The sequence below is a fragment of the Leptolyngbya sp. FACHB-60 genome (genome assembly GCF_014695775.1).
Classification (GTDB): domain Bacteria; phylum Cyanobacteriota; class Cyanobacteriia; order Phormidesmidales; family Phormidesmidaceae; genus Nodosilinea.
Genome location: NZ_JACJOX010000053.1, coordinates 21,368 through 44,150 on the forward strand (window position 1 = coordinate 21,368; position 22,783 = coordinate 44,150).

Consider the following 22,783-nt stretch of genomic DNA (forward strand, 5'->3'; position numbering starts at 1 on the left):
CGAAACGGGCTGCTCAGTGTGCCCAGGCGTGGGGGCAGGGGAGTTGATTTTAGCGATCGCAGCCCCCGATAGCAAAGAGTATGCCGTTAGGGCGGGCGGCGGGCATTACTCAATCAGCACGGTTTTAGTGGCGATTCGCGAAGCATTCGGGAACCGACTCGGAACGAGTATCCGTCCTGGAATCGCCATTCACAACCCGGTTCAGCATCTAGCGGAACCATGGACGTCGCTGGTGGGCGGCACGAGGATGGAGTCGCTCCAGTCGTTGGGGTCGGTGTAGCCGTGGGCATGGAGGATAAAGCTCCCCGTCAACCGTGGACGAGAGCTATCTGTAAAGGGAAGCTGAAAGATTTTAGCCTCCAATAGAGAGGTAGTTATACTGGATTTTTTCTATCTAATCACTCATATAGAGCAATTAAACTGACGTATTGCCACCTAACACCCCCACAGTGTATTAGGCCGCCAAATTCCCATTCAAACTGCTATATAGGCATATTAAGCGGAATTTTTCCCTCTAATAACAAGTTAACTTGCCCACTTCCGGAAGCGATGGGTTCTGAAAGTTTTGGTATGAGTTGTGGGAATGAGCGGCGATTATTTATGGAAAAACCAGAGCATCTGAGGAGGGTTTTTTGTTGTCTATCAGACTTTTCAAACAGCTTTACGCCGGAGTTAAACACCAATGTACGTAATTGCTGGGTTGGCTGGATTACATGGAATTCTTATTGCTACAAGTGCTCTTAAATATCGCAGGCGAGCACAATCTAGTATGGGAAGCCTTCTCATAGAACTCAATTGTGCAGGCTTGCTCGTTCTGGCTTGTCTAATAATGCTGATGCATGTAGTGCTTAAAATAGCACCATTTATCTCTTTATTCTGTGGTTGTCTTTTAGCTGCGATCGCAACACTCCCCCTTGTTATTACAGGATTAGTGAAGGTCATCACAGCAATTAGACGAAAACAGCGCGTATGGCGAAAGGTATTAAGGCTGGTACTAAATTGTTTTGCTCTATTAATCTATCTAACGTTCGCACTTTGGATGAGTATGCTTCTCGTGATGCTTTTATCAGGAGAGTCTTATATGGGTAACTAAGAAGGAATTTCTCCAGCAAAGGTAGTAGTAGTGAAAGTGCTCGTATGTTGGCGAGTGCGATCGCAGATCTCCTGTAGGTTGGATTAACGAAGGAAATCCAACCTACGTCTGAGACCTTTTGGATTTTAGATTTCTGGAGTGAATGGTACTGGCATGGCTGTGGGTCTAGGACGGCGGTGGATTCGGCGGTTGAGATTGAGTCTGTGGTGCATGGTTCTGTTGGGGTGCGTGATGTTGGGAACTGGGGGATGCGATCGCTATCCCGTTCGCTCAAAAGAGATCACGCCCCAGACTGGGCAACTACTAGTCGATCGCTGGTTTTATTCCGCCCATAGCTTTCGCGAAGGATTGGCCCAAGTCGAGCCGGTGTTCCAGAGCTATGGCTACATCAATCGCCAAGGAAAACTGGTTATCCCTGCTGAGTTTGAGCTGGCTCAAGACTTTTCAGAAGGCTTGGCAGCGGTCATGAAAAATGGGCTGTATGGGTTTATCAATCCGTCTGGTGAGATGATGATTGAACCCCAGTTCCAGCGAAAGCCGTTGCCAGGGCCACAACCTATAAAGTTCGTTGCCGACTACCAGTTTCAACAGGGCATGGCCTCGGTGCCACAAAATGACCGCTGGGGCTACATCAACCGAGATGGACGGTGGGTAATTTTACCTCAGTTCGATGCGGCGGACGGTTTTGTGGATGACCGTGCGGCAGTGCGGGTGGGCGATCGCTGGGGCATCATCGATCGTGCCGGGAAATGGATTGTCTCCCCCAAATTTACGGATTTACTCCCGTTCCGGGAAGGCTTAGCAGCGGCGCAGGACGGTGAGCAGTGGGGCTTTCTCGATCTAACTGGGAAATGGGTGATTCCGCCTAAATACCGTTCAGCAATCTCATTTTCCGAAGGGTTGGCGGCTGTTGCGACCCATGAAGGCTGGGGTTACATCGACACCACAGGAGCCTGGCGTATTTCTCCTCGCCCGGCCCGGACGATGGCATTTTCCGACGGCATTGCTGTTGTAGAGTCCGAAAAATTTGGCTATATCAATAAAACTGGAAAATGGGTCATCAAACCGCGCTTCGATGGTGCAATGGAGTTTCGGCTAGGGCTGGCGGCGGTACGGGTGGATGCAGATGGGCAGGGGTTCGGAGGCCATTGGGGATTCATCGATCGCCAAGGTCGCTGGGCAATTCGTCCTGTGTATGATGATGTCTATTCCTTTTCCGATGGGTTTGCCCGTGTCTGTTTTGGGGGCGATCACTGCCGCTTTATCTACCGTTAAGGAAAACGCTCATCTACCCCAGCATTAATACATCCGGCTGCTTCCAAGAAAAAGTTGGATAATTGCTTGGCACAGCAGGCTCATTCGAGCCTGGAACCTCAACCAATCAGCAGTAGCCAGCTAAAATGAGATTTTCAATTTTGCCGTGACAACTATCGGAACCGTCGAGAGCTTGTGGTGCTACCCAGTTAAAAGTATGCGCGGCGTGGAAATGCCCGAAATCTTTATGGGGTTTTCTGGCGTCTACGGCGATCGCTGCTACGCCTTCAAAAGTTCTACTGCCCACAAAGGCTTTCCTTATTTGAATGCGAATGTGCAGCAACAAATGTTGCAGTATCGTCCACAATATCGCTACCCAGAACGAGCCTCGAAACCGCCAAATTTAATTGAAGCAGCGAGCATAGCACCTGGAGTGACACCGGCTAACAGTAATCCAGAAGACATGATTTTGGACATTGTCACTCCGGCGGGCAAAACTATTTCTGTTGATGACCCAGAACTGATACAACTATTGGGCGAAGGACTCGACGAAAAGACCCAACTGAAACTTGTGCACTCAGACCGGGCTTTAACCGATTGTCGCCCGATTTCGTTGATCAGCTTATCCACGATTCGACAAATTAACTCAGAATGCTCAATCCCAATTGATAAGCGGCGTTTTCGAGCAAACATCTACTTCGAGTTTGCGTCAGACGAAAGCGGATTTGCTGAAGATAATTTTGTCGGTCGTCGTCTACAGATTGGTTCGACCGCAATGGTTATGGTTCTTGAGCGCGACCCGCGTTGCAAGATGATTTCGCTCGATCCAGATACAGGAGAACACAACCCTGAAGTTTCACAGAAAGTTACCCAAGCAAATGGCAACTTTGCCGGACTCTACTGTGCAGTTTTAGTTGAAGGAGTATTGAAAAAAGGCGATTTTATCGAATTGGAAGTAGCCTGATCTCAGTTGTCGGCTGCACTTTCTGCTGACAGCATGGAACATATTCACAGTTAAGGCAATACTGTAGGTTGCGTGACGCGTTAGTGAAAGTAGGGCGGGCCAGTGCCCACCCCACAGATACTTTGCTTATGGATTGGCAGTGCGCGGCATTTGAATATAGCCCCACTTGCCACCCCGGAGCTGGCTGGAATAAAAACAGCCGTCGCTTTGGCTACAGACCGTCTGCACTCGGGTCCAGGTGCCGCCCACATTGACCCGTGCCATGCCATTTGAGACCCGATCCGCATCCACAAACTGAGGTGCGATCGCATATCGCCCTGTGCGGTCAATAAAGCCAGCCTGTTCGCCCCGGCGCACCATGGCAATGCCCCCCGAAAAGGGAGTTGCCACCAGGCCTTGATACTCTGCATGGGCAAAGAATTGCGGTGAAATTGCCGTTTCACCAGCGCGGTTAATGTAGCCCCAGGTTCGTCCATCACCATTGAGGCCGAGAACGGCAGCCAATCCCTCAGCAAAGGGCTCGGCATCGTAATACTGAGGCTCGATCACAAAGGCCCCAGTGCGATCGATATAGCCCCACAATGCACTAGCCGTGGGAGAAGGACGCACTTTCACAGCCGCCAACCCGTCGGAAAACGCTCTGACTTGCTCAAACTGGGGCTGAATCGCGATCGCCCCCGTTTTGTCGATAAAGCCAGATTGACCATCTACTGTGATCGCGGCCAGCCCTTCCGTAAAAAAGGTCACGTAATAGGGATAAGGCCGAATAGCGATCGCCCCCGTTTTATCAATAAATAATCCAGTCAGCTCACTCTCAGGGCGAATGGCGGCCAGGCCATCCGAGAAGTCCTCAGGGCGGGTTGTAAATTGACGGGGAATGGCGTAAGCTCCCGTGCGATCGATAAAGCCCCATTCAGCCCCGACCCGCACCGCCGCTAACCCGTCTGAAAATGCTCCCCCCTCGTCAAACTGCGGTGCAATTACCGTTGCCCCCTGCTGGTTCATATAGCCAACTTTTCCATTGACTAAGAAGGGCACTAGCCCCTCTGAAAAGCGATCAAACCCGCCCAGTTCAGGAGGAATCGTAAACACTGTGCGATCGCCTGCCACATACTGTACGGGCACCGTCCGAGCGAGGTTGAGGGACTGACAGATCAAGGCCGCTACCTCACCCCGAGTGATGGCTCGATTGGGCTGTAGTTGCCGCAGGTTCGGATAGTTCACGACCAAACGCCCAACCGTTCCGGCTGCGATCGCATTTCTAGCGTAGGGTGGCACCTGCTGAGCATCGTCAAAATGTCGCTGCAAGACCGTTTCCGCTGCTTCTGGGCTGCTCATGTGAGTAGCATTCGCCAAAATTGCGATCGCCTGCACTCGGGGAATGGCTTCTGTAGGCCGAAATGTGCCGTCCGGATAGCCTGAGAAAAATTCCCGCGCGTAGGCATCTCGGATAGCTCGATAGCCCCAGAAGGTAGAGGGCACATCTCGAAACGTCGGAGCACTGCGAGTCGGCTCAACATCGCCAAACGAATTGAGCATGAGAACAGCGAATTCAGTGCGAGTCAGGGTTGCTTGGGGGCGAAAGCTGCCCTCGGGATAACCACTCACCCGACGTTGCGCCGCTAATTGGTCAATACAGGTAGCGGCCCAATGAGATTGGGTATCTGAAAAAGCAAGGGCGCTGGAAGCAGCCAAAGCCCAAGTGACAGTTGCGGTTGCTGAAAGGGTAATGGAGCGAAGCAGTTTGAGAAAGGTCATCCTACACCAGATAGGTCAATGAAATGGAATGCAGCTTTAAGAATTATCAGCAGACAATAGAAGATTAATGCCTAATTGTTTCATCTGTTAAAACTGTTTCAACCTCTATAGCTCTAGTCAGGATCAAAAGTAGGGTGGGCACTACCCACCACCCCATCAACGCTCTCACCTATCGCTTCCCGATCGCCAACTCCTCCCCTTAGCCATCACGCGCCACCATCAGCCTCCACACCATTTGACAAGGCCTATGGCAGGCTAGCATCCCCAGTCCGCCATTTTTTTTAAGTTGTGCCATGGGTAAGATGTCGCGGCGGCTCTGGCCTGGTTTAGTTTAAGCAGATCCTGTGAGGTGGATAATGTTTCCAGCCTGGTTAGTCATTGCGGTGGTGGGAGCGGCGATCGCGTCTGCATCCAGCCTGGTTAGGCCTCGCGGTCTTAAGTGGTTTAAGCGACAGCGTCGCCCCGACTGGTTAAAGTTTGAGTTTGCCATTCCTGTCGTGTGGATGGCGGTATTTATCTGCGGTGGCTGGTCGGCCTACATTGTCTGGAAACAAACCCAGAGCTGGTGGTTCATGGCGGGGTACGTCGTGCTTGAGCTGCTGATTGTGAGCTATAACCCGGTCATGTGCAACTTACAGAATTTGCGAGCGGGCACGGCGATCGGTGCGGCAGGGTTTGTGTTTGGGTTGCTGCTGGCCTTGCCAGTGGCACAGGTAGACGGAACAGCATTCCTCTTGCTGCTACCCTTCCTACTATGGAGCCCAGTAGGAACGCTAATTACCTGGCAGATGACGCAGCTAAATCCGGGCCAATAACCCTGGTGGTCTGACCAACTCAAGTTTGTTTATTGACGATGCATTAGAGAAGTCGGCGATCGCACCACAATAACTCACTAGTCTTAATCATATGAAATAGCAGTGCGATCGCCGTTGAAAACCTTAGAGTTTTATGTCACGCCTGAGCTACAAAAAACCAGTAGCAGCAGAATCCGTCAATTCTCTAAGATTTTCTTTGGGATCTGCTTGAACTCAGACTAAAACAATTTGAGAGCCAGATTTTACACTTCAGCCTCTCTATCAACCCTCTCAGCAAAATTTATACATTTAGATTAAAAAAGTTATGCCTCGCGGCAGGTAGCAATCTTTTGCTCCAATCTGTAATCTATTTCTATTCATGTAGATAGAGCAAACGCCATGAAAGCAAGCTGGATGGTTTTACCGTTGGTGCTTGGTCTTGCTTCTCTAACTGTTGCCTGTGACACCGCAGGAAACACTGAGGCTGAAGAACAGCTAGAAACAGAGCCGAGCGGGCTTGAGCCTGTCGAAGGCGAAGAAGAGGAAGAGGAAGAGGGTGGAGGTGACGACTAGAGGCTTTTACCCCTTCAAAACTGAGGCCGAGCTATAGCAAATCGCGACTTACTAACAAAGTTGATCTTCTATTGCGCAGGTTAGGTACGCGTTAGCAAACCCAAATAAAACTTAGTTTGATGTTGGACTGAAATTCACTATCTAGCCTGTCAATTTAGAGGTTCATCAATTAATTAGGGGCAATATTACTGCTTCTTTTATATAAAACAAAAGAAGCAGTAGAACAATCAAGTTCGATTGCCTAAACGACAAAAATAAAGCGTCAGAAAGCGGGCTGCCGATCTGATGTTTTTTGGCCATAACGCAACGAGAAACCAGAGCGCTGACAATGAGTTTAAAACAGGTTTGGCGACTGCTCAAGCAGGCTTTTCAGGAGTGGAACCAAGACAAAGCTTCGCAGTTAGCCGCTGCGCTGGCCTACTACACCCTGTTTTCTCTAGCGCCTCTGCTTATTTTAGCGATCGCGATCGCCAGCCTGTTTTTTGATAACGGTGCCGTGCGTGAGCAACTCATGGGCCAAGTCGAATCTTTGATGGGTGGGGCTAGCGCCGACTTTGTGCGCACCGTGCTCGACAACGCCAACCGCCCTGGAGAAAACTCTGGCTGGGTGGCGTCAGCAATCAGCGTGGTGCTGCTGTTGGTGGGTGCTACGGGGGTACTGTCGCAGCTCCAACTGTCGCTCAACACAATTTGGAATTTAGAAGCTCGCCCTGGAATCGGCCTGATCGATCAAGTTCGCAAGCGGCTGCTATCGTTGGGGATGGTTATTGTCATTGGCTTTCTGCTGCTGGTGTCGCTGATCGCCAGTTCGATGATCTCTGGGTTTTCAGGCTATCTCAGCATGCTCATGCCAGGTTTAGACGCACTGGTTCAGTTCCTCAATTTTGTACTGGCCTTTGGTCTAAGCACTTTGCTTTTTGCCGTCATGTTTAAATATTTACCCGACGCCATCATTGCCTGGCGCGATGTTTGGTTTGGGGCTGCTGCTACTGCTATTTTATTTTCGATAGGCAAATATTTGATTGGTCTCTACTTAGGCAATAGCAGTTTTGGCTCATCCTACGGCGCGGCAGGATCGGTGATAATTTTGCTGGTTTGGGTGTTTTATTCAGCCCAAATTTTATTTTACGGGGCCGAACTTACCCAGGTCTACAGCTGTCGCTTTGGCTCACAGATTAAGCCCAACAAGTATGCTGTTCAGCGAGATCCATCGCCTGAGCAGTCATGACTCCCCTTTCACCCATTTCTTGGATAGATGTTACCGGTCGATTGGCCGTCGCTGTTGCCCTAGGGGCGGTGATTGGTGTCGATAGACAATTTAGCCGCAAAGCTGCTGGTCTAAGGACAAACATGTTGGTCTCCTTAGGGGCTGCTCTATTTGTTTTAGTAACCATTCAAAGCGGCATGGCCCAGGTGGACAATAGCGCCATGGGTCGTATTCTTCAGGGCATTATTACTGGGGTTGGGTTCGTGGGAGCTGGGACTATTTTCCGGGAGGATCGGGTGCGAGGGCTGACCTCTGCCACGGCCATTTGGGTATCCGCTGGCACTGGTATTGCTGCTGGATTAGGGCTATGGCAGCTGGGTCTTTTAGGCACGGGATTTGCCTTAATTATTCTACGTTTGATGAAATTTGCCGAAGGCCGTGTGCAACAACCACAACCTCCCCACTATTGAGTAGATATTTGCTAGCGAAACCGCTATTCACTGCCAGCGTTGAAGATAGCAAAGCCTTTTAAAATCCATCCATAGGATGATAAATTTGCGTAGGCAAGATTGTTACTCTGGATTAATTCCTCAGGGTTGACAAAAACAGCACCGACAAATGCTTGACCATAAGTATTTTTGCTTTCATGTCAGGCATTGTTTTTGCGAATACAACGGTACGATGCGGCCTTGAATTTATGGCTAACGATAACTCGATGAACCCACAACAGTCTGATCTCGCTGAAAAACTTCTCCCCCATGAGATAGATGCAGCGCCACCGCCGTCTAACGAGCCCGTAATTCACCTGCCGCCCAGTCAGTTCGAAGTTGAAGATGCTCGGGTCGGGCAGAGTTATGACAGTGCGCAGCTTGGGGCTGAAGTGACTGCCGATAACGCTATGGAAACGATTAGCCCCGTGACGGGGGGTGACCCCGATGCCGATGCAGGGCAAGCCGAAACAGTGGGAGAAGAGGCCATTGGTGGCACGACACCAACTCCTGAGCAAAACGATGTTGATGATATCGCTGACGCTGTAGGCATTAGCATTCAGCCCGAGCACCCCGTCGGCGTCCTCAACGAAATGAATCGTCGGGATGACCAGCGGTTTGAACTTGATCCGGAGTCTAAGGATCCTGAGTCTTAATTGTCAGCTATGCCCTATCGATTTTTCACAGACAGCACCGTTGAGACCAATGTTCAGCGCATTTTTAACGAGCAGATCGGGAAAGCTGCCCAAGAGCTGAGTGAAGGCATGGGAGACGATCCTGAGAAGGCAATTCACAACACTCGCAAGCGGCTGAAAAAGGGGCGATCGCTGCTGCGGCTGGTGCGAAGGTCTATCGGCGAAAAAACCTACCAGCGAGAGAATGATCAGTTAAGAAGTATTGGTCAGGCTCTTGCCCCGGCCCGCGATGGTGCTGTCTATCAAAAAACCTTGGGCGATTTAATCAAAATCTATGGAATATCACTTGAGAATAAGGGACTTTCTGAGCTGCAAGACAGCCTGGCAAACCTGTATCAATCTAAACTCAAGGCACTGCGCGAGCGCGACAATGCCATAGCGCCTATTCTGGCCGATCTAGAAGCGAGTAAAGATCGACTCAGCCAACTCACTTTGCATCAGACGGGGTGGAAAGCTATCTCCAAAAGCCTAGAACAAATTTATCGTCAGGGTCAAGATCGATTCCACGCTGCCTACAAAGACGGCGATGACGAAGTATTTCACGATTGGCGCAAACGGGTTAAAGATCTGTGGTACAACTCCTGTTTGCTCAAGCAGGCTTGGCCCCCCGTTATGGAAACTTTTGGTTCCGAAACTCACTACCTCTCTGAATTGCTGGGCGATGGCCATGACATTGCTGTTCTACAACATTTTTTGCAACATCCCCCTTCGGAAGTGGCGCTTAGTGATACGCATTTAACTGTACTCATGCCCCTATTGGCTCATCGCCAAGAAAAGCTGCACCGGCAGGCCAAAGATTTAGGGGAAAAACTCTACAGCGAGAAGCCCAAGACATTCATCCGGCGTATTCATAGTTATTGGCAGAGTGAGTTTTCGAGTTCGGGTGAGCCTTAGAAATGCAGCGCTGACCATATAAAGATTGAGAATAGAAGAACGAAAAACAAAAAAGTGAGCGTTGCATAATATCAGTAATAATCGCGCTCCGCCCCACATTTTGGGGACAGATGGCAGAATGCTTGCCCCCAAAATGTGGGATTTAGGAAGGTATGCAAGATTTAAGGGTTTGTCAGTTCATTCCTTGATCAGCACTGCTAAAAGTGTCTAATGAGCTTGAATTTCGGTCTCTTGGATTGCCCTATTTAGACTTTACCTGCCACAGAACTCCTCTCAATCAATCACCCCGATTCCAGTTTGGTTAGGGAGGCGAAAGATGTCAGCAAATATCGCTTTAGGGCCGGGGCGACGCCTGTCGTCGGGCGAATCGTAGACCACCATCAGCCCATCGTCATAACCTAGGCAGGGCACCAGCGCCAAGCCTTCGGCATGGTCAGAGCCGATGGTAAATGGTAGATCAAACAAAACCTTGAGTTGGCCAGAGTCTTGGCTCCACAGTGTATCGTTGGTGTGCTCAAGAACGTCATCAAGGCGGAACATCTGCATAGCACCCTCTAGCTCCATAGTTGGGCCAGCTAGCAGCAGTAGATCGCCTTCGTGTAGACACAACTCGCGAATTCCCTGACCGTTGAGATCAAGAAAGTGTTTACGGTAGAGACAACCTTCTCCCAAATCTTTAAGCGTGAGCACACCGGGTTCAGTATCTTCTACTTCGATTTCAAGAATAATGGCCCACCCGCGTAACACTGGACCGCGCAGGCCCAAAAAGATTTTGCTGCCGCTAACGGCAAGGCCTTCGACATCGAAGCCGTTGTCTTTGGAGGGTAGCTGCATCTTGAGAAATAGCCCCAGGTGCTCGTCTTTGGCGAGAGCCTCCATCAGCAGATTGTGGCCGCTCACATGCTTTAAGCTAGCTGCAGTGAGGGTATCACCCTCGTTGTCAGACCGGGCGTAGGTTGGCACAATTTCGCCATTGAGAATTGGTAGGCGAGCCAACAGCGATCGGTTTGGGTCACGCTCAATTTCAGAGAGCCGCTGAATGTCTTTGAGCTGCTTTTTACCCTTAGCTTGAGTACGTTTAAAGCTGTGAGAACCCACGACCCAAAGATAGCCGTCGCAATAGTCAAGGCCTTCAATATCGATTTCAGACTCATCATCAAAGAGCTGAATAAAGTCTTGGAGGTGAAAGGTTTTGTGGTTGCCATAGACCCCATCACCCATGGGGCTTAGCCGCTCTAGGGTAGTGAATTCATCGGAACCGAGCCAGAGATTACCATCTGGGGTGCGGGTCACAGCAGATAGTTCAGCTATTAGATCGTCGTCGTCGGATTGAAAGTTAAGCAGAGCGCGGCTGAGCAAAAATCCATTGGGCATAGTGACTAACCGATCGCTACTTTGAGACTATTATTCTAAATAATTCGGCTGATAGCGCCCTCCTTCAAAGGAGAGAAATACTGATGCGCAAGGCCAACATTCTATACACAGATAGAGGACTAAAAAATTAACTCTACCGTAGGTTTGAGCAATATAATTCTTTTAGAAAGGGATTTAAGAGCAGTGGTATGTCGCTCGATTGAGATGACCAAGCTGTTTGCTTAGCAGCACGATATTCTGCAACAGTTATCTTGAGGGCAGGAGGTCTAATCTTGTACCAAGCCGCTTCTCTGGCCCTCTTGAATGCTAAATCTCAAGCCCGATCCCTAACCGGTTTAACCATTTCCCCACCCCATGTTCAACTGGATCACGACCTGGATTGAGTCTCTTGGCTATGTCGGCATTTTTGGTCTGATGGTGCTAGAACATCTGTTTCCGCCCATTCCGTCGGAGTTGGTGATGCCGTTGGCGGGGTTTGTCAGCCGCAACAGCTCGGATATGAACCTGGTCGGGGTTATTTTATCGGGATCCCTAGGCTCCTTGATTGGGGCGTCAGCGTGGTATGTGGTGGGTCAGTTGATCAGCCATGAGCAGATGATGGGCTGGGTGAGACGCTACGGACGCTGGCTGACGCTCAAGCCGAGAGACATTGAAAAGGCGATGGATTTTTTTCAGAAGAGTGGCGGCGGCTGGATTGTAGGGGCAGGCCGCATGGTGCCGGGGGTGCGCACCTACGTGTCAGTGCCGGCGGGACTGAGTCACATGCCGCTGCTGCCCTACCTGGGTTACTCTGCCCTGGGTACCCTGCTGTGGACGGGGGCGCTGGCGGTGGCGGGTTACATCTTAGGCTCTCAGTTTGAGCGGGTGCAGGTGTTTCTTGGCCCCATTGGCAAAATTGTGCTGATTAGCTGTGCGATCGCCCTGGTTATCTGGGTCGCTGTTCGCCGCCGCCGCCAGGCTTAGACTGCTGTTGGCGAATTTTGCTGAACTCATTCAAAAGCCACCGCCAGATTAACTCTGGCGGCGGTTTTTAGGTGAGGAGTATTTACCCTCGGGCGATCGCTCCACCACAAAGAAAATTCCCTGGGTCGAGCAGGCTGGATTTCACCTAAGCATCAGCCACGGTGATCGTATCAGCCGTTGGCTGGCGGGCTGCTAGGGCCGCCACCAGCGGGCCAAACGCCCTCAACGATGAACAAAATGACAGAGAAAAAAGTGAGAGCCAGCAGCACCGCCCGAGGTTAAACAAAATACAACGGCCTTCTCCGGCGTAGGAAATACCGACGGTGAGGTTGAGCAAAAAGCCCTGGACAGATGCGATCGCAACGATTTAACCACCATAACGATGCCGCTGATGAGGGAGATCTGCCCCATCATGGCGGTAAAAAAGCCGCGGCCACCATCGGCGAAATGATTGCTAAAATACTCAGCGCAATCAGAGACAACCTTAGTGATGGTCATGCAGCACCCTAGGGCTCAGTCTCACTACGGCTGTAGAGAATCTGCATCACGCGCGAGCCGGGTTCGCAGAGGGCGTCGCGGGCGACCACGGCGACTTCGCCAGCCACGCTAGCTCGGTACTCAGCGACCACATCCCCAAAGGCATTGCGCTGGACCGCTATTGGTTGGCCGGGGGTGACGCGATCGCGCAGATCTACCAGCAGCTCCAAAAAGCCGCCCGTGGTAGCGCGAATTGTCTCCAGAGCGTTGCCATAGACGGTGCCCACCTCGGCGGCGGTGCGCCCCAGGGGGCCATCGATCAGGCCGTAGTGCTTGAGCACGTTGCAGGTACCCTCCACCGCCAAAGCAATTTTGCTGGCGTCAAACCGTCTAGGCCCACCAATTTCCACCGTCATCGCCGGAATATCCGCCGCTACTAAAGCGGTTTCCAGGGTGCCGACCAGCCCCGGATCGTTTTGAATCTGCTCAGCCGGAAACAGCTCGGCCATTTGCCGCACCGTGGGCTGCCGCAGATCGGCAAACAAAAACAGGGTAAAGTCGCTGCCAGTCGTTACCGTGTGGTAGTCGATCACCATATCGACGTTGGTGATTAGCAGACGATTCCACAGCAGCCCGGCGTGGCGAGTGGCGGCATTGACACCAGTTTCATCTCCCGGCCACACCCGGTTCATATCCACCTGCGAGCCGCCACCCTGGGCCGTCAGCCAGTGCGATCGCGTATACTCCACCGCCGGACGCGACACTCCCAGCACCGCCACCACACTGCCCGCCATCGCCGCTGGGTCGAGCTGAGTGATCACCCGCTGCGCCGCATCAATGCCACTCACCTCATCGCCGTGGATGCCGGCCACGAGGCCAACACAAGGGCCGGGGCGATCGCCCTTGGCCACCACCACCGGCACATACCAGTGCTGGCCCGTCGCCATCTGCACCCCCTGAAAAAAGAAGCGATGGCACTGTCCTGGGGCCAGATCGCCAACGACCAGATGGCTAATCGCCGGCACCCCCTGCAGAACGTCACCGGTATAAACGGTCTTCTTGAGGTTGGGGATGGAACTTGGGTTGATGAGAGTGGTCATAGGGGTTAGCGGTTGTGGAATTTACACCAGCGTCTATGAATACCGGCGACGCGACGCTCTCAGTGCAGCCTCTGCTTAAGCGTTAGACTACCCCCTCAAGGCCATCGCTCGCGCAGCTAGTGCAGCCCACCTGGGTCAAAGCGCCTCGGCGGTAGAGTCAGGTGCGGTGGGCAGCTGCTCAAATTTTTCGGCCCGCAATGCCGTAGGCCTGCGGCATTGCGGGCTAGCACTATTAAAAATGCAACAGAGCAGATAGAGAGTGGAGCCCAAAGCGAGCGGAGCACCTAAAACGACCCGTAGGAGATCCAGGGTACCAGGAGTGAGGGTATCGTTCCTGCATCGGTGGCAACCTATTCCAGGGGCGCTTAGCGCTGCTACCGCCAGCCCAACCTAGCCCTGGCTAATTCCCATAAGAACAGCACCGAAAGAACAGCCCTGACAGGCAATAGTTGAGACTGGGGTAGTGAACGGGTCTATAACCATCGCCAATAAGCTACTTATAAAAACGTCCTAACCTTACGGCAACGTACGGCAACGGCTATGAACATGGTGCTAACAATGGGCAATAGGGCCAAATCCCAAAGGCGCTCATTGCTGACCAAGGGAGGCCATTTTTAAGACTAAAGACGGCGGCTATCGATAGCCTTTCTAGCGAGTAACAGCTCCGCCCATCAGCACCATTCAGGGGAGACACAGCCATAGTCATGTTGGGTAGAACATCAAAAAGCCCTAAAAACGTTCAGACGTTTGAACGTTTTTAGGGCAATATCTCAACTAGACGAGCTACAGCTATAGCTATCGCCAGATCGGTTATGACACTCTGCATAATCCCTTAGAGCGATGGCTATACGCCAATGCGCTGCCCCAGTTTTTGCCGGTGATAGTAGCTCATGTCCTAAGCGCAGTGGCCAACGCTATATATTGCAGCAGTTGATTTAGCTAAGACACTTTGACAGGCGCAATCCTTTGGTAGGGACACTGCACTGCAATGCCCCCGCGTCAAACCTGTCCTAACTCGACGGACGTTTGCAATAGTGCCTAGAGCAGAGGGGAGCCAGGGAAACGCAGTACGTCTAAGGGCTGGGCTATCACTCATCGCATAACACTCGTTACCTAACCGCTACCACTACACGATCGGCGTATGGGTTTTGAGGTTAAAACGGTAGCCCTGGGGCAGAATATGCAGCTTGACCCCGCATAGGGCAATGGGTTCGTCGTTGAGTAAACCCTCCAGGTTGTTGTGGGTGGCGCTGGTTTCATCCACCACGGTGACGGTTCCCTGGCCGACTACGGTAAACTCGTCCCCGGTCACGATAATGCCGGTGTTTTCGTCAATACCCAGACCCAGCACCGCCGGTTGCAGTACCAAAGCTGCCAGCAGACGACCCAGGCGGCCCCGCTGGGCAAAGTGCTGATCGACCACAATGCCCGGCAAAAAGCCCATGCCCGGTCCCATTTCCACCGCGTCAACACTAGGGTTCGATACTGAGGACCCGCCCACAATCATTTCGTCGGGCATCATCGCTGCCCCGGCGCTGGTGCCGCCAATCACTGCCCCGGCGGCCCGGCGCTCACGAATGGCCTTGCCCAAGGGCGTATCTTTGATATAGTCAACAATCCGTGACTGGTCGCCCCCAGTAAAAAAAATGCCGGTGGCTTCGGAGACCTTACGAAGGCCGTCTTCCCGCTCAGCGTCTTCCCGGCGCTCGGTGTGCACGACTTCTACTGACTCGGCGCCAAGCCGCTCAAACACACGGATATATTCGTCCCCAACTTCGCCAGGCAGGCTGGTGGCGGCGGTCATGACAGCAACGTGGGCGTTGACGCCCCCGGCAGCGCGAAGAAATTCTCGTAGTACGAGGCAGTCGCCCTCTTTGTCTTCTGCGCCGCCGATGATGACGAGCGAGCCCAGTTGTTCTTGTTCGGTACCCACAGTGATGACTCCTTAAAAGTGTCTGTAAAGTGTTTGTCGTTACAGAACTCAAGTATCACAGACGAATGGGGTGGTCATGCTATGCCTATTGGCCATACCTTTCGGCTACATTGGCCTCAGCCCAGGGGGCATGCCCCCTTGGGCTGAGGTTGCCTGGGCCATACCTTTCTACCAACCTGGTGATCGCATATGTAGCGCTGCCCCAGTTCGCATAGGACAGTACTGACCGCCTGTAGCCAAGACTGGGACAGCGAACGGGTGTATAGCCATCGACTGTGGGTTACTGATGAGAACGTCCCAACCTTCGTGGCAACGGCTATACCAGCGGCGTATGGGTTTTGAGATTAAACCGATAGCCGTGGGGCAAAATGTGCAGCTTCACGCCCCATAGGGCAATGGGTTCGTCTTTTAGCACCCCCTCCAGGTTGTTGTGGGTGGCCGTGGTTTCATCCACCACGGTGATGCTCCCCTCACCCACCACCTCAAACTCATCGCCGGTCACCACAATGCTGGTGTTTTCATCGATACCCAGACCCAGCACCGCCGGTTGTAGCGCCAGGGCGGATAGCAGACGACCCAGGCGACCCCGCTGGGCAAAGTGCTGATCGACCACAATGCCGGGTAAAAACCCCATACCTGGCCCCATTTCGACCGCATCCATGCTGGGGTTTGATACCGACGACCCACCCACGATCATCTCGTCGGGCATCATGGCGGCTCCGGCGCTGGTGCCACCAATGACAGCTCCCTCTTGACGGCGTTGGCGAATAGCCGCGTCCAGGGGGGTGTCTTTGATAAAATCGACAATCCGCGACTGGTCGCCCCCGGTAAAGAAAATGCCGGTGGCCGAGGCAATCTTTTTGAGGTTGTCTTCTCGATCCGAGTCTTCTCGTCGCTCGGTGTTCACCACCTCTACCGACTGGGCTCCAATGCGCTCAAAAACGCGAATGTATTCAGCTCCTACCTCGCCGGGCAGGCTGGTGGCGGCGGTCATAACAGCGATATGGGCTTTAATGCCTCCAGCAATGCGAACAAATTCTCGCAGAATGGTGCAGTCGCCTTCTTTATCTTCTGCGCCGCCGATAATCACAAGCGGGCCGATGGTCTGTTCGGTACCCATAGCGGTAACTCCTGAGGGATTGGTTGAGAGCGTAGTAACTCCCAGCTGGGTAGGCGGGGCATGCCATACCTACCGGCTGAGTCTTCGAGAAGGAGTTGCCGTTGGCGCGGTTGATCGCGCGTTCACAGTCTAGCGTTAGCCAGCGTCTACACCTCATCCAGCGGCGGGACAAAGGTAGCCTCGCCGCCTTTGCTGGGGGAAACGGTCAGCGTTTTGTAGGTTGGGTTTTGAACTCAGACTGTGGGTTGGGTGAAGCAACTGCGGAATCCAGCAAAGTTCTGATGCTGTTGGGTTCCACTCCGTACCACCCAACCCACAGCGGCTCCGAGAGTCTAACCTTGGCGGTTCACCTAGTAGCGCAGGGTGAGGGCAATGCGGTCGTAGTCGGCCAGGGCACCGTCGTCCATCAGCATGACTTCACCCCCCTTGGCCAGCACGGCTTCGATGACTTCGTCGATCGCGTCATCCATCACGTCGGTGCCGCCTTTTTCATCGACTACCTGAAGGCCACCTTTGTCATCCACCGTGGCCGGAATGCGGTAGCCGTTTTCAACCAGCAGCAATTGACCGCGCCCTTCGTGGGCGAGCTGCCAAATTTCCTCCAGGGCAGAGGCCACTTTTTTCTCGCCCATGGCGGTGTCGAGGGCAGCCAGGGCGTCGGCGCGCTGCTGCGATCGCACCTCCTGCACAATCGGCCACACCTGAGGCATCAGCTCGGCCTCGGTGGCGCTGTCAAAGTTGCCGGTGATGGTGCCCGCAATCTGTGACGTGTACTGCGACACTTCTTGAAAGAAGGAGATCTGGCGAATTACCCCGCCCACGATGATCGGCAGCGAGTCGTCTGCGGCATAGGCGGTAAAGGCGCGATCGACCGACTGAAAGAAGCGACGATGGCGATCATCAACATAGGCCGAGTCGGCCTGATCGGGTGGGGCGGTGGTGGCCCCAGGGCCTTCCATTTGCAACGGGAAGTCTTTGTTATTCACCTCTTCAAGGGTTTCGCCGGTGCCCGCCAGCAGACGGCTGGCGTTTTGGCTGAGCAAAAACACCCAGTAGCGCTGGGCGCGGTGCAGCCCGTAGACTAGGTCGCGAGTGGCAAAGCTCTGGTCAATAATCACCCGCTTGGGCACAGTGAAAGGCAGGTAGAATTTTTTGGCGAAATCGTCAGCGACAAACAGCGCCAGGCCGTCGAGGGCGTAGTCGTAATTGATATCCTCCACTAACTCGTCCAGGTCTTTCAGCAGCGGCTCTAGCTCGCGGGTGGAAAATTCTTCGGAAAGGCGATCGGTGGCCTCTTTAACCAGGTTTTTGACCCGAATGGGATCTTGCTTGTTGTCAGGGGAGGTGCGGTGGGTGGGCAGCAGCAGCGACAGGGCGGGTACCTTGGTGAGGCTTTGCAGTTCCTTAAGATCTTGGCGGGTAATCATGAGCAGTTTTCCTATCTAGTCATCGAGGGGACCTGGGGCCACCCCTGTCTCGTTATAAGGGGTGAATAGGTAGGGTGGGCCCTGGCCACCTTTAACCTTGTGGTGTGACCATCACCTAGGTAATGCAGTGGCCGCCGCGCCCGCGCCCAGCTTTGATGCGTCCATCAAAACAACATCTGGCTGGCTAGTTTCGCATAGCTTAATTCCCTCGTGAATAAAGCTAGATAATGTCACGTTCCAGCCGTCGAGCTCATTCGGGCAGGCACCCGAAATCGCTCGAGAATTGGCCTCTTCAATCAAAAGCATAGGTTTTCTAGACGTTGCAACGCCCGTTCAAATTCTTGAAAGGAATGTCCTATTCTGAAGTGAGCTAAGACTTCAGGAGTAGGGCTGCTGGGATGGACTATGGCTGCAACAGTAAAGGATTACTATAGGAAATTCATAGAAAAACGTTGCCCTGAAAATTTTGCCCCTTGTAGAGGGGAGTTGACATCTTGACATGCTTTTAGCGAAGTAAGGCTAACTCAAGCAACGTTTAATCATCCCTATAAAGACTTTAAGGACTGACCGTGGCTCACAAGCGACTGATTATTGAAATGGGAATGGGCGTCGATCAGCACGGCCAAGACCCCACCGTGGCGGCAGCGCGAGCGGTGCGCAATGCGATCGCCCACAACGCCCTCCCCGGCGTTTGGGAAGTCGCTGGCCTCAGCCACCCCAACGAGATGCTTGTCGAAGTGCAGGTCGCCGTTCCCTTTCCCGATCAGGTGCGGCAAGACGACGTGCTAGCCGTGCTGCCCTTTGGCCAAAAGACCCTGGTACTCAAGGAAGGCGGCATGGTAGTGGCCGGGCGTGCCATCCCTGAACTCGACGATAAGAACGACGATATGTATGTGGCGATCGCCGCAGTAACGGTATCGATCCCCGATTCATAGGCAATAAATATGGGTTAGAAAGTTTTGAGTTCTCAGTTTTGAGTTTTGAGTTGACCGCCATAATTCAAAGCTCAAAACTCAACATTCAAAACTTTTACCTTAACCTCGCCCCTCGATACCGCATCTCCTTCTTCATCGCATTCTGCTGGGCAAAGTTGGGCATATCCCCCTGATGGCCCATCAATATAATCGAGTCGCCCAGGGCCAGATAGGTAGCTCGGCTGGGGTGAATAATCACCTCGCCGTCGGCGCGGCGCAGGGCTACGGTGATAAACGTGCCCTGACCCTTGACCTCAATGTCGCCGATGGTGCCGCCAATCAGCGGTGAGGCGGCATTAATCACCAACTCATTTAGCTGAATATCTAGCTCCGCCAAAAACTCGTTTAGCCCGTGCTGGCCATCGGTCTGCGACAAAAAGTCCACCGCTGATGGATGGCTGATCAAGTGGGCCATGCGCAGGGCGCTAATGCTGGCGGGCAGCACCACATGGTTAGCCCCGGCCAAACGCAGCTTTTTCTCGGTGGAGGGCATTTCGCCTCGGGCCAAAATCATCAGGTTTGGGTTCATCTCCCGCGCCGTCAGAGTAATGAACACGTTGGCAGCGTCGTTGGGCAACACCGTCGCCAGCGATTTGGCCCGGAGAATTCCTGCTGCTTCCAGGGCCATTTCATCGGTGGCGTTGCCTTGATACATTAAATAGCCCTGCTCTTGGGCCAGGGCCACCCGCTCAGGGTCATTGTCAACAATGATGAATGGCTGGCGATCGCGCTTTAGCTTGCGGGCCACCAGCTGGCCAATGCGGCCAAAGCCGCAGATAATCACATGGTCTTCCAGGCCGGCAATCTCTTTAGTCATGCGTTTCACGTTGAGGGCTCGATGAATCTCCCCTTCGGTAATCATCTGCACGAAGCCCGACACGGTGTAGGCCACCGATAGCGCTCCCGCGATAATCACAAAAATCGTAAACACCTTGAGCGGCGGCGAGGTCAGGGGCTGCACTTCCCCATAGCCCACCCCAAAGATGGTGATCACGACCATATAGATGGCGTCGAGGAAGTTCCAGCCTGCCGCCATATAGCCAATTACCGCCGTCACCACCGTCAGCGAGAAGAAGATAATTCCCGTCACAATCCGCCGAAATGAGCTATTTGGCATCAACACCTCAGACAGGGCCCAGGCCTCGACAGAAATCGGATCAGTTCTCAAATAAAGGCTATGGTAATTGACAGTCTGCCCCTCAAAGAGTGCGGCACATAGCAAACTGAGATACACTATAAAGCAAACTCATAATGACTTCGACTAAGTCCACTATCTATAAAATATTGCCCGTATAAGGGCCGCTCTAAGGGCGTTCGCGTTCGCGAGGCGTCTTTTTTAGAGAAAGTGTTTCTGAATGAGAATCGCCCAGCCCAGTCAGTTTTATCGTTTTTGTCCCTCCTACCTCCATTGATTCTGCGACTATGACAGCTTCCGTTTTGCAAAACCCCCTACTAATTGGTGCCGGTCTCCCTCCCTTCGACAGCATCGACACCACTCACATCGTGCCGGGCATCACTGCCCTGCTTGACGACCTCGCCACTGCCCTAGAAACCCTCGAAGCCCAAGTCACCCCCACCTGGGACGGCCTGGTTGAGCCTCTTACCCGCATCGAAGAGCGCCTGGGCTGGAGCTGGAGCATTGTCGGTCACCTGATGGGGGTAAAAAATAGCCCCGAGCTGCGTGCTGCCTACGAAACAGTGCAGCCGCCCCTGGTGCAGTTCGCCACCAGCTTGGGCCAGAGCAAGCCCATTTACGAAGCCTTCAAAGAGCTCCGCGCCAGTGACCAGTGGGCCAGCTTCGACCCCGCCCAGCAGCGCATCGTCGAGTCTTCGATCCGTGAGGCCGAGCTGTCGGGGGTAGGCCTAGAGGGCGCTGAAAAAGATCGCTTCAACGAGATTCAGCAGAGCCTGGCTGAACTCACCAACAAGTTCTCCAACAACGTACTCGACGCCACCAAGGCCTTTAGCCTTACCCTGACCACTGCTGAAGAAATCGACGGGCTGCCCCCCAGCCTACTGGCCCAGGCGGCTCAAACTGCCCGCGATGCCGGAGACGACAGCGCCACCGCCGCCGCTGGACCCTGGCGGATCACGCTGGATTACCCCAGCTTTGGCCCGTTTATGCAGCACAGCCGCCGTCGCGACCTGCGCGAGCAGCTCTATCGCGCCTTTGTCACCCGCGCCTCAGAGGGCGATCTCGACAACAGCCCCAACATTGAGAAAATTCTTGAGCTGCGCCACGAAATGGCCAACCTGCTGGGTTACGCCACCTACGCTGACCTTAGCCTGGCTCGCAAAATGGCTCCCTCTGTCGAGGCGATCGAAAAGCTGATGGGCGAGCTGCGAGTGGCTAGCTACGACACTGCCGTCAAGGAGCTGGAGGAACTCAAAGCCTTTGCTCAAGCGAAGGGAGCCGCCGAGGCCGACAGCCTCACCCACTGGGACACCGCCTTTTGGGCTGAGCGCATTCGTGAAGAAAAGTACGGCCTCAACGACGAAGAGCTGCGCCCCTACTTTCCCCTGCCCCAGGTGCTCGACGGCCTGTTTGCTCTGGCCCACCGCATCTTTGACGTCACTATTGCCCCCGCCGATGGCGAAGCCCCGGTGTGGCACCCCGACGTGCGCTACTTTCAGGTGCTGAATGGCGGCGGCGACCCGATCGCCCACTTTTACCTCGACCCCTACAGCCGCCCCGCCGAAAAGCGCGGCGGAGCCTGGATGGATGACTGCATCAACCGGGGCAAAATCAACGATCAGGTGCGGCTGCCCGTGGCTTACCTGGTGTGCAATCAAGCTCCCCCGGTGGATGGCAAGCCCAGTCTGATGACCTTTAGGGATGTGGAGACACTGTTCCACGAGTTTGGCCACGGCCTCCAGCACATGCTGACCAAGGTTGACTTCACCGGAGCCGCAGGCATTAACAACGTGGAGTGGGACGCCGTCGAGCTGCCCAGCCAGTTTATGGAGAATTGGTGCTACCACCGCGACACTCTGCTCACCCTGGCCCGCCATGTTGATACGGGTGCACCCCTGCCCGAAGATCTTTACCAAAAGATCGTTGCCGCCCGCACCTTTATGACCGGCAGCGCCATTCTGCGCCAGGTGCGCTTTGGCTGGACTGACATTGAGCTGCACCATCGCTACCGCCCCGGCAGCGGCGAAACGGTGACCACCGTCAGTCAGCGCATTGCCGAGCAGTCCTCTATTCTCAAGCCCCTGCCGGAGGATGCCTTCCTCTGCGCCTTTACCCACATTTTTGCGGGGGGCTACGCGGCGGGTTATTACAGCTACTTCTGGGCCGAGGTGCTGAGCGCCGACGCCTTTGCCGCCTTTGAGGAGGCAGGGCTGAACGATGAGGGCGCGATCGCTGCCACCGGTCGCCGCTTCCGCGACACCGTGCTTGCCCTGGGCGGCAGTCGCCATCCGATGGAGGTGTTCAAAGCCTTCCGGGGTCGCGAGCCCAGCACTCAAGCTTTGCTCCGCCACCGTGGCCTGGTAGCCGCTTAAAGCCTGCCATTAAATAGACTATAGCAATCCGTGGATAGGTCCGGTCAGTCAACGAAGGCTTGGTCAACGACTTGCCGAAAGGGTTGGCCGGATTGAATCTGTTTTCGCATCCGGTTTTTCAGAACAAACCATTGATGTTCAATCGGGTTCAAATCCGGGGAGTAAGGCGGCAGATATAAGAGATGACA

General features: G+C 53.6%; 22 protein-coding genes. 12 read left to right on the forward strand and 10 right to left on the reverse strand.

All coding sequences use genetic code 11. From position 1 onward, the window contains the following. The first annotated feature begins 28 nt into the window (after window positions 1-28). The 3 genes from H6F57_RS20360 (at window position 29) to H6F57_RS28425 (ending at window position 3,311) form a co-directional block, all read left to right on the forward strand. Window positions 29-280, forward strand: coding sequence for a hypothetical protein (locus tag H6F57_RS20360; RefSeq protein ID WP_190795028.1), 252 nt, complete (start codon window positions 29-31; stop codon window positions 278-280). Window positions 281-1,246: 966 nt separating this feature from the next. Further along, window positions 1,247-2,368, forward strand: a complete 1,122-nt coding sequence (locus tag H6F57_RS20365; protein WP_190625152.1) for a WG repeat-containing protein — start codon at window positions 1,247-1,249, stop codon at window positions 2,366-2,368. Window positions 2,369-2,513: 145 nt separating this feature from the next. Further along, window positions 2,514-3,311 (forward strand): MOSC domain-containing protein, encoded by a 798-nt coding sequence (locus tag H6F57_RS28425; RefSeq protein ID WP_190625153.1) that lies wholly within the window; start codon window positions 2,514-2,516, stop codon window positions 3,309-3,311. 126 nt (window positions 3,312-3,437) lie between these two features. Here H6F57_RS28425 and H6F57_RS20375 read toward each other — a convergent pair whose 3' ends face one another. After that, window positions 3,438-5,006, reverse strand: a complete 1,569-nt coding sequence (locus H6F57_RS20375) for a WG repeat-containing protein (protein ID WP_190625154.1) — start codon at window positions 5,004-5,006, stop codon at window positions 3,438-3,440. A 419-nt stretch (window positions 5,007-5,425) separates the two neighbouring features. Here H6F57_RS20375 and H6F57_RS20380 point away from each other — a divergent pair, with 419 nt between their 5' ends. The 6 genes from H6F57_RS20380 (at window position 5,426) to H6F57_RS20405 (ending at window position 9,720) form a co-directional block, all read left to right on the forward strand. Then, window positions 5,426-5,884 (forward strand): tryptophan-rich sensory protein, encoded by a 459-nt coding sequence (locus tag H6F57_RS20380; protein ID WP_190625155.1) that lies wholly within the window; start codon window positions 5,426-5,428, stop codon window positions 5,882-5,884. Window positions 5,885-6,262: 378 nt separating this feature from the next. Next, a complete protein-coding gene (locus tag H6F57_RS20385; RefSeq protein ID WP_190625156.1) occupies window positions 6,263-6,436 on the forward strand; it encodes a hypothetical protein in 174 nt (57 codons plus the stop codon). 328 nt (window positions 6,437-6,764) lie between these two features. Beyond that, window positions 6,765-7,664, forward strand: coding sequence for a YihY/virulence factor BrkB family protein (locus H6F57_RS20390; RefSeq protein WP_190625157.1), 900 nt, complete (start codon window positions 6,765-6,767; stop codon window positions 7,662-7,664). Continuing rightward, the gene (locus H6F57_RS20395) at window positions 7,661-8,113 is read left to right on the forward strand and encodes an MgtC/SapB family protein (protein WP_190625158.1); all 453 of its coding nucleotides are present in this window, start codon (window positions 7,661-7,663) and stop codon (window positions 8,111-8,113) included. Before H6F57_RS20390 ends, H6F57_RS20395 begins: the two co-directional genes overlap by 4 nt. A gap of 227 nt (window positions 8,114-8,340) precedes the next feature. Beyond that, a complete protein-coding gene (locus H6F57_RS20400; RefSeq protein WP_190625159.1) occupies window positions 8,341-8,787 on the forward strand; it encodes a DUF6335 family protein in 447 nt (148 codons plus the stop codon). Window positions 8,788-8,796: 9 nt separating this feature from the next. Further along, window positions 8,797-9,720 carry a CHAD domain-containing protein gene (locus H6F57_RS20405; protein WP_190625160.1) on the forward strand — a complete coding sequence of 308 codons (924 nt, stop codon included), beginning with the start codon at window positions 8,797-8,799 and terminating at the stop codon, window positions 9,718-9,720. 273 nt (window positions 9,721-9,993) lie between these two features. Here H6F57_RS20405 and H6F57_RS20410 read toward each other — a convergent pair whose 3' ends face one another. Then, window positions 9,994-11,094: a DUF3616 domain-containing protein gene (locus tag H6F57_RS20410; RefSeq protein WP_190625161.1), complete on the reverse strand. Its 1,101-nt coding sequence runs from the start codon at window positions 11,092-11,094 to the stop codon at window positions 9,994-9,996. A gap of 354 nt (window positions 11,095-11,448) precedes the next feature. Here H6F57_RS20410 and H6F57_RS20415 point away from each other — a divergent pair, with 354 nt between their 5' ends. After that, on the forward strand, window positions 11,449-12,057 hold the full coding sequence (locus tag H6F57_RS20415) for a DedA family protein (protein ID WP_190625162.1): 609 nt from the start codon (window positions 11,449-11,451) through the stop codon (window positions 12,055-12,057). A 222-nt stretch (window positions 12,058-12,279) separates the two neighbouring features. Here H6F57_RS20415 and H6F57_RS20420 read toward each other — a convergent pair whose 3' ends face one another. The 6 genes from H6F57_RS20420 to H6F57_RS20445 all read right to left on the reverse strand — a co-directional run bounded on the left by H6F57_RS20420 (window position 12,280) and on the right by H6F57_RS20445 (window position 18,420). Further along, the gene (locus H6F57_RS20420; protein ID WP_190625163.1) at window positions 12,280-12,555 is read right to left on the reverse strand and encodes a hypothetical protein; all 276 of its coding nucleotides are present in this window, start codon (window positions 12,553-12,555) and stop codon (window positions 12,280-12,282) included. Window positions 12,556-12,563: 8 nt separating this feature from the next. After that, window positions 12,564-13,634 carry a succinylglutamate desuccinylase/aspartoacylase family protein gene (locus H6F57_RS20425; RefSeq protein ID WP_190625164.1) on the reverse strand — a complete coding sequence of 357 codons (1,071 nt, stop codon included), beginning with the start codon at window positions 13,632-13,634 and terminating at the stop codon, window positions 12,564-12,566. A 1,126-nt stretch (window positions 13,635-14,760) separates the two neighbouring features. Next, window positions 14,761-15,567, reverse strand: a complete 807-nt coding sequence (locus tag H6F57_RS20430) for a cyanophycinase (RefSeq protein ID WP_190625165.1) — start codon at window positions 15,565-15,567, stop codon at window positions 14,761-14,763. A 316-nt stretch (window positions 15,568-15,883) separates the two neighbouring features. Continuing rightward, window positions 15,884-16,687: a cyanophycinase gene (locus H6F57_RS20435; RefSeq protein WP_190625166.1), complete on the reverse strand. Its 804-nt coding sequence runs from the start codon at window positions 16,685-16,687 to the stop codon at window positions 15,884-15,886. 350 nt (window positions 16,688-17,037) lie between these two features. Further along, window positions 17,038-18,114, reverse strand: a complete 1,077-nt coding sequence (locus H6F57_RS20440) for a hypothetical protein (RefSeq protein ID WP_190625167.1) — start codon at window positions 18,112-18,114, stop codon at window positions 17,038-17,040. A gap of 111 nt (window positions 18,115-18,225) precedes the next feature. After that, window positions 18,226-18,420: a hypothetical protein gene (locus H6F57_RS20445; RefSeq protein ID WP_190795029.1), complete on the reverse strand. Its 195-nt coding sequence runs from the start codon at window positions 18,418-18,420 to the stop codon at window positions 18,226-18,228. A gap of 263 nt (window positions 18,421-18,683) precedes the next feature. Here H6F57_RS20445 and H6F57_RS20450 point away from each other — a divergent pair, with 263 nt between their 5' ends. Further along, entirely contained in the window at window positions 18,684-19,049 is a 366-nt protein-coding gene (locus tag H6F57_RS20450; protein ID WP_190625168.1) for a Lin0512 family protein, read from the forward strand. Between the two features lie 94 nt (window positions 19,050-19,143). Here the strand turns inward: H6F57_RS20450 and H6F57_RS20455 are convergent, their stop codons facing one another. Continuing rightward, a complete protein-coding gene (locus H6F57_RS20455; RefSeq protein ID WP_190625169.1) occupies window positions 19,144-20,205 on the reverse strand; it encodes a potassium channel protein in 1,062 nt (353 codons plus the stop codon). 305 nt (window positions 20,206-20,510) lie between these two features. Between H6F57_RS20455 and H6F57_RS20460 the strand changes: the two genes are divergently transcribed. Next, window positions 20,511-22,595 carry a M3 family metallopeptidase gene (locus H6F57_RS20460; protein WP_190625170.1) on the forward strand — a complete coding sequence of 695 codons (2,085 nt, stop codon included), beginning with the start codon at window positions 20,511-20,513 and terminating at the stop codon, window positions 22,593-22,595. Between the two features lie 44 nt (window positions 22,596-22,639). Here the strand turns inward: H6F57_RS20460 and H6F57_RS20465 are convergent. Continuing rightward, window positions 22,640-22,783, reverse strand: a 144-nt coding sequence (locus H6F57_RS20465) for a transposase (RefSeq protein ID WP_190795030.1), incomplete at its 5' end; no start/stop codon positions are given.

What these genes read in the sequence shown, in the direction of transcription:
- H6F57_RS20365 (WP_190625152.1), top strand. Translation starts at nt 1,247, where the DNA reads ATGGCTGTGGGTCTAGGACGGCGGTGGATTCGGCGGTTGAGATTGAGT.
- H6F57_RS20380 (WP_190625155.1), top strand. Translation starts at nt 5,426, where the DNA reads ATGTTTCCAGCCTGGTTAGTCATTGCGGTGGTGGGAGCGGCGATCGCG.
- H6F57_RS20385 (WP_190625156.1), top strand. Translation starts at nt 6,263, where the DNA reads ATGAAAGCAAGCTGGATGGTTTTACCGTTGGTGCTTGGTCTTGCTTCT.
- H6F57_RS20390 (WP_190625157.1), top strand. Translation starts at nt 6,765, where the DNA reads ATGAGTTTAAAACAGGTTTGGCGACTGCTCAAGCAGGCTTTTCAGGAG.
- H6F57_RS20395 (WP_190625158.1), top strand. Translation starts at nt 7,661, where the DNA reads ATGACTCCCCTTTCACCCATTTCTTGGATAGATGTTACCGGTCGATTG.
- H6F57_RS20400 (WP_190625159.1), top strand. Translation starts at nt 8,341, where the DNA reads ATGGCTAACGATAACTCGATGAACCCACAACAGTCTGATCTCGCTGAA.
- H6F57_RS20405 (WP_190625160.1), top strand. Translation starts at nt 8,797, where the DNA reads ATGCCCTATCGATTTTTCACAGACAGCACCGTTGAGACCAATGTTCAG.
- H6F57_RS20410 (WP_190625161.1), bottom strand. Translation starts at nt 11,094, where the DNA reads ATGCCCAATGGATTTTTGCTCAGCCGCGCTCTGCTTAACTTTCAATCC.
- H6F57_RS20415 (WP_190625162.1), top strand. Translation starts at nt 11,449, where the DNA reads ATGTTCAACTGGATCACGACCTGGATTGAGTCTCTTGGCTATGTCGGC.
- H6F57_RS20420 (WP_190625163.1), bottom strand. Translation starts at nt 12,555, where the DNA reads ATGACCATCACTAAGGTTGTCTCTGATTGCGCTGAGTATTTTAGCAAT.
- H6F57_RS20425 (WP_190625164.1), bottom strand. Translation starts at nt 13,634, where the DNA reads ATGACCACTCTCATCAACCCAAGTTCCATCCCCAACCTCAAGAAGACC.
- H6F57_RS20435 (WP_190625166.1), bottom strand. Translation starts at nt 16,687, where the DNA reads ATGGGTACCGAACAGACCATCGGCCCGCTTGTGATTATCGGCGGCGCA.
- H6F57_RS20440 (WP_190625167.1), bottom strand. Translation starts at nt 18,114, where the DNA reads ATGATTACCCGCCAAGATCTTAAGGAACTGCAAAGCCTCACCAAGGTA.
- H6F57_RS20445 (WP_190795029.1), bottom strand. Translation starts at nt 18,420, where the DNA reads ATGCTTTTGATTGAAGAGGCCAATTCTCGAGCGATTTCGGGTGCCTGC.
- H6F57_RS20455 (WP_190625169.1), bottom strand. Translation starts at nt 20,205, where the DNA reads ATGCCAAATAGCTCATTTCGGCGGATTGTGACGGGAATTATCTTCTTC.
- H6F57_RS20460 (WP_190625170.1), top strand. Translation starts at nt 20,511, where the DNA reads ATGACAGCTTCCGTTTTGCAAAACCCCCTACTAATTGGTGCCGGTCTC.